Annotated in this window: 4 protein-coding genes; 2 read left to right on the top strand and 2 right to left on the bottom strand. The window is 69.9% G+C overall.

Annotated elements, in window-relative coordinates:
* The coding region (locus tag AC5LUJ_RS02385; protein WP_445548518.1) for an aminopeptidase P family protein at positions 1-1,545 on the top strand (1,545 nt) is incomplete at its 5' end.
* 259 nt (positions 1,546-1,804) lie between these two features.
* Here the strand turns inward: AC5LUJ_RS02385 and AC5LUJ_RS02380 are convergent.
* On the bottom strand, positions 1,805-2,146 hold the full coding sequence (locus AC5LUJ_RS02380; protein WP_013874753.1) for a histone-like nucleoid-structuring protein Lsr2: 342 nt from the start codon (positions 2,144-2,146) through the stop codon (positions 1,805-1,807).
* A gap of 432 nt (positions 2,147-2,578) precedes the next feature.
* On the opposite strand from AC5LUJ_RS02380, the gene AC5LUJ_RS02375 reads away from it, so the two are divergent.
* Positions 2,579-3,049, top strand: coding sequence for a hypothetical protein (locus AC5LUJ_RS02375; protein WP_250285931.1), 471 nt, complete (start codon positions 2,579-2,581; stop codon positions 3,047-3,049).
* Between the two features lie 122 nt (positions 3,050-3,171).
* On the opposite strand, the gene AC5LUJ_RS02370 is transcribed toward AC5LUJ_RS02375, so the two are convergent.
* A complete protein-coding gene (locus AC5LUJ_RS02370) occupies positions 3,172-3,996 on the bottom strand; it encodes an ABC transporter ATP-binding protein (RefSeq protein ID WP_250285930.1) in 825 nt (274 codons plus the stop codon).
* Positions 3,997-4,107: the final 111 nt, after the last annotated feature.

The raw sequence follows: 4,107 nt of genomic DNA, 5'->3' as shown, positions 1-4,107 counted from the left end.
GCTGCTCCCAGTTCCAGCGGCGGTTCCGTCACCGGGCCCGCTTCGCCGGCGGGACAGGCCAGCCACGACCAGCAGCCACCTTCCGCCTTCCGCCGATTCATGGCCACCGGCTGGGTGTCCACCGCGGAGCCGACGCCGGCCCGTGACGATGTGGCACAGTACGCGGCCCAGGATGTGGCCCAGTACGCGGCCAAGCGGCGCGCGCTGCTGAGCTCACGATTCCCGGCCGAGACGCTGGTGGTGCCCAGCGGTGGGCTCAAGGTACGGGCGAATGACACCGATTACCCGTTCCGGCCGGGCAGTGATTTCTTCTGGCTGACCGGTTGTCACGAGCCGGACGCCGTGGTGATTCTGCGTCCGAGCCCCGGTGGCGACCACGACGCCGTCCTGTATGTCGCCGACCGCTCGGACCGTTCCACACCGGCCTTCTACACCGACCGGCGCTACGGCGAACTGTGGGTGGGACCACGCGCGGGGGTACGGGAGACGTCGGCGGCTCTCGAGATCACCTGCCGCCCGCTCGACGAGCTCGCCGAGGCGCTGGCCCGGCTGTCACCGGCGACGACCCGGGTGGTACGCGGCCAGGACGAGCAGGTGGACCGCGCGGTCCTGCGGTACACGCCCGCCGGCCGGGAAGCATCCACCCCCGCCGGGACCGACCGGGACACGGAGCTGGCCCAGGTCCTCTCCGAGCTGCGGCTGGTCAAGGACGAGCACGAAACGGCCCTGCTGGAGCAGGCGATCGCCGCCACCGTCCTGGGCTTTTCCGAATGCGTGCGTGAGCTGGACCACGCGATGACACTGCCCAACGGCGAACGGTGGCTGGAGGGCACGTTCTGGCGCCGCGCCCGGGTCGACGGCAACGACGTCGGGTACGGCTCCATCGTCGCCTGCGGCCACCACGCCACCATCCTGCACTGGGTCCGTGACGACGGGCCGGTACGGCCCGGCGACCTCGCGCTGCTGGACATGGGTGTCGAGTCCCGCTCGCTTTACACCGCCGACATCACACGCACGCTTCCCGTGAACGGACATTTCAGCGATGTGCAGCGTCAGGTGTACGACGTGGTCCTCGCGGCCCAGCAGGCCGGAATCGAAGCGGTGCGACCGGGCGCACAGTTCCTCGACCCGCACCGGGCGGCAATGCGGGTGATAGCCGAGGCGCTGCACGGCTGGGGGCTGCTCCCGGTCAGCGTCGAGGAGTCTCTCGCGGAAGACCCCGAAGCACCGAACGCGGGCCTGCATCGCAGGTATACCCTGCACTCCACGTCACACATGTTGGGCCTCGACGTCCACGACTGCGCCCACGCCCGTGACGAAGCTTACCGCGACGGCCCACTCACGGCCGGGATGGTGCTCACGGTCGAGCCGGGGCTGTACTTCCAGCCCAACGACATTACGGTGCCGCCGGAGCTGCGCGGGATCGGGGTGCGGATTGAGGATGACATTCTCGTCACCACCGCGGGCCACCGCAACCTGTCGGCCGCGCTTCCCCGCGCCCGGGGGGAGCTGGAAAACTGGATGGCCCGCCACCGCGGCACCTGAGCCCGGGCATGACCTGGGCGACAGGTTGCGGGCCCGACAACCTGTCGCCCAGAAAACAGCACTGCCACATGCCCCAAATTGGCCATAAGCGGCACCAACCAGGGGCCCGGCCTCTTCCGCGCCGGCACCGCCGTACGACTGACCCCCCGCGTCATGGTCCACCGCTCGGCCGCAGCCGGCCCCGTGCGCCCGCGACCACGCGAAAACAGTTGTGACCGCGTGGGATTCGGGCAACTGGACGAATGCGGCCGAGAGCGGCTCAGTGAGCCTTGTCGTACGCCTCGACGATGTTGGAGGCGATACGACCACGGTCACTGACCGTGTAACCGTTGGCTCGCGCCCACTCACGAATGTCAGCGGTACGGTCGGTGCCGCCGGTACGACGAGAAGCGCCGCGCTGCCCACGGCGGGCGGCAGTTGCCCGGCCACCCGAGCGACGCGCCGCCCCAACGAACGGAGCCAACGACTCACGCAGCTTGGTGGCGTTCTTCTCGGACAGATCGATCTCGTACGAAGCGCCGTCCAGCCCGAACCGAACAGTCTCATCGGCCTCGTGTCCATCGAGATCGTCAATCAACGACACGATGGTCTTCTGCGCCATGCCTCTCTCCTTCAGGTCAGCGAACCGCGGAACTCTTCGAGACTAGTATTACCACGTCATCAGGAAGAACTGTAACTGCTGGTTCGGACACGCGCGACCGCCATCGCCCGCGACATGCCGTCCGCGGCGTCATCGACACCACACAACGTCCCTCAGGTAGACGTGAGTCACGTCTAGCCAAAGCGCTGGAGGCCACCGTCAGGATAAATTTTGATCATGAGTTGTCGCCGAATCACGACTTCCGATCCGAAACGCCGGTGGTCGGCGCAGACAAGGACGTCACGGTCCGGCCGGCAGCGGTGAGCGCCACGCAACGCCATCAAGGATCCCGCACCTGCGAATGCGATACACCACGTATGGGCCGCAGCCGCGCTCATCCGATTCACGGTCTGGTAGTAGAGCTGGCCCGGTAGTAGCGCCCAAGGAGCCACGGTGGATGAGCGGACATGGATCGTCGATGCGGCAAATGTGATAGGAGCCCGCCCGGACGGATGGTGGCGCGATCGCGCGGCCGCCGCCGCACGCCTGCACGGACGCCTGTCCGCGCTGTGCCAGGGGGCCTCCACGCCACGGGCGGCGGCCAGCGAGGATCTGCCGGCCAGGGAGGACCTGCCGGCCGAGGTGATCCTGGTGCTCGAAGGGGCGGCCCGGGCCGGGGTCGCCGCGAGCGGGCGGCCCGGCGCCGGTGAGCCGGGCAACCGGCCCGCCGGGCTCGTTGTCGTCCACGCCCCCGCGGCGGGTGACGACACGATCGTGGCGGCGGCCGCCGCGGCGGTCCAACAGGGACGTGGCGCCGTTGTCGTCATCACCGCGGACCGCGCGCTCCGCGCCCGCGTCCACGCTGTGGGCGCGGCCACGGCGGGGCCAGGATGGCTGTGGGCGCTGCTCGACCGTCCCCGCTAGAACACGCCCGCCAGAACACGCCCGCCAGAACGCGGCCACCCGCTGGGAACAGCCGCCCACGGGAAACAGCGCCCATCGCCCGGACGGCCCGGACGGCCCGGACAGACGCTCAGACGGACGGCTCAGACAGACGGCGCGGTACGCCCCGAATGCTGGAAGACGGGCGTCAGCCGCGCGGAGAACCGGCCGGCACCGGCACCGACCTCAAGGGGAATGCCAAAGCACGCCGACAGCGCCGGGCCGGTCAGGACCGTCTCGACGGGCCCGGCCGCGACCACCCGGCCGGCGCGCAGCAGCAGCGCATGGGTCACACCCGGCGGAATTTCCTCCACGTGGTGGCTGACCATGATGGTCACCGGCGACAGCGGGTCCGCGACCAGCCGGGTCAGCCGCGCCAGCAGGGCCTCACGGGCCCCCAGATCGAGCCCGGCGGCCGGTTCGTCCATCAGCAGTAGCTCGGGGTCGGTCATCAGCGCACGCGCAATCTGGACGCGCTTGCGCTCGCCTTCGGACAGGGTGCCGTACCGCCGGTCGGCGAGATTCCGGCAGCCGACCTGGGTGAGCAGCTCAAGGGCCCGCCACCGGTCGTCATCGGTGTATTTCTCGGTGGCCCGCCCGAGCACCGCCCACGCGGCCGTCATGACCACGTCGAGGACGCGTTCGGTGGCCGGCAGGAGGTCCGCGACCGCCGAACTCGCCAGGCCCACCCGGCTGCGCAGGTCGAACGCGTCGACCTCACCGAGCCGGCCGCCGAGCAGGTCGACCGTTCCGCGAGTCGGGAAAACCCGGCTCGCCGCCACCTGGAGCAGGGTTGTCTTCCCGGCGCCGTTCGGCCCGAGAATGACCCAGCGTTCACCGTCGGCAACGGTCCAGTGGATGTCGGAAAGGAGCGTCGCGCCATCCCGCACAACAGTTACCGAGTCCAGGCGCAACACCACGTCTGTCACGGGCCTCACGTTACGCGACCCGTCCCGGCGCGGAGCCGGCCGGGACGGTGTGCCTATCGGGAGGTGACCGACTTCTCAGCAATTCCGCCGCATTCGCGCCGGGCAGGCCGT

Source organism: Protofrankia sp. CiP1_Cm_nod3, from assembly GCF_982290655.1.
This window is presented reverse-complemented; position numbering and strand designations above follow the sequence as displayed.

What these genes read in the sequence shown, in the direction of transcription:
- AC5LUJ_RS02380 (WP_013874753.1), bottom strand. Translation starts at nt 2,146, where the DNA reads ATGGCGCAGAAGACCATCGTGTCGTTGATTGACGATCTCGATGGACAC.